This is a genomic window from Curvibacter sp. T50 (assembly GCF_057219955.1).
This window is the reverse complement of record NZ_JBXVVU010000001.1, coordinates 1,963,882-1,965,545: the sequence shown is the minus strand read 5'-3', so window position 1 is coordinate 1,965,545 and position 1,664 is coordinate 1,963,882. Positions and strand designations below refer to the sequence as shown.

Here is a 1,664-nt window from a genome sequence, read left to right as displayed (position 1 = left end):
CCGGTGATGCGCAGGCGATTGCCGGCGTCTACTCCGACATCGTCAACCTGGTGATCAAGGCCAAGTAAGCCGCCCCAAAGCCTCCGACACCCCCGGCCGGCTGCGCCGGCCCCACCCAACCCACCCCGCCCGAGGATGACTCGGCGGGGTGGGTGGCGTCTGGGGGAGGGTTGGGGGTGCGCTACGGGTGTTTCAGGGCGTTTTGGGCCGATACCCAGCGGGAAAAGGTCGCTTTATGCTATGAAAAATGATGGTCTCGGAGGGCTGACGCAGGGGTCATGAGCCCGGCGTTGGGGCGGCACCCAGTGCCTCCCAGCGCTCCAGGGCGGCCATCAGCGCGTCTTCGATTTCGCCATCCCGTGCGTGCAGTGCTGCGGCTTTCTGGGGATCGCGGCCGTAGAGGGTGCCATCCTGCAGTTGTTGCCGCAGCGTCTGCTGTTCGCGTTCCAGGGCTTCGATGTGGCCGGGCAAGGCGTCCAGCTCGCGTTGGTCCTTGTAGCTGAGTTTGGGCCGGCTTGCCGCCGGGGGGGCTTTGGCACTGGGCAGCGGGTCTTTCTTGTCGGCTACCGGCGCCTTCTGGTCTTTTGCCGCGCGTGAACCGGAAACGGGTGGTGCGGCATTGCTGCGGGCGGACTGCGTCAGCCAGTCCTGCACGCCGCCTTCAAACTCGCGCCAACGCCCGCAGCCCTCAAAGGCGATGGTGCTGGTCACCACGTTGTCGAGGAAGGTGCGATCGTGGCTGACCAGAAACACCGTGCCGTCATAGGTTTGCAGCAGGTCTTCCAGCAGCTCCAGCGTGTCGATGTCGAGGTCGTTGGTGGGCTCGTCCAGAACCAGAACGTTGGCCGGGCGCGCGAACAGGCGGGCCAGCAACAGCCGGTTGCGTTCCCCGCCCGACAGCGAGCCGACCGGCGAGGTCGCCCGGGCCGGGGCAAACAGGAAGTCACCAAGGTAGCTCTTGACATGCTGGCGCTTGTTGCCGATCTCGATCCACTCGCTGCCGGGACTGATGAAGTCTTCCAGGGTGGCTTCGAGATCGAGCGCGTTGCGCATCTGGTCGAAATAGGCCACGGTCAGATTGGTGCCCCGTCGCACGGTGCCCCAGGGGCTGTGGCCAGGCTCAGGCTGCGGTGCGCCGGCCGGCGGAGGGTCGGGCGGCAGTTCGCCCAGGATCAGCTTGAGCAACGTGGTCTTGCCGGCCCCGTTGGGGCCGAGCAGGCCGATCTTGTCGCCGCGAAGGATCGTGGCTGAAAAATCATCGACGATGCACCGCTCGGCGAAGGTTTTGGACACATGGGCCAGTTCGGCCACCAGTTTGCCGCTGGCCGCGCCACTGTTGACATCCATCCGGACGCGGCCGACGGCCTCCCGTCGCGCCGCGCGTTTGGCCCGCAACTCCTGCAGCCGGACGATTCGGGCCTGCGCCCGGGTGCGGCGCGCCTCCACGCCCTTGCGGATCCAGACTTCTTCCTGCGCCAGCAGTTTGTCGGCCTTGGCCTGAATCACTGCTTCCTGCGTCAGCTGCTCTTCCTTCAGGACCTGATATGTCGTGAAATTGCCCGGATAGGAACGCAGTTGCCCGCGGTCAAGTTCGACGATGCGGGTGGACACCCGATCCAGGAACGCTCGGTCATGGGTGATCACCACCACGCTGCCCCGAAAGT

At 65.8% G+C, this 1,664-nt stretch carries 1 protein-coding gene (running past one end of the window); it reads right to left on the bottom strand.

Annotated features, from left to right (window positions below; genetic code table 11):
* Positions 1–276: 276 nt before the first annotated feature.
* Positions 277–1,664, bottom strand: partial view of an ATP-binding cassette domain-containing protein gene (locus AC2EBU_RS09350; protein ID WP_484610078.1) — the 3' portion only. It continues 565 nt past the right edge of the window; 1,388 of the gene's 1,953 nt are visible here — the last part of the coding sequence; its start codon lies beyond the right edge, outside the window; its stop codon occupies positions 277–279.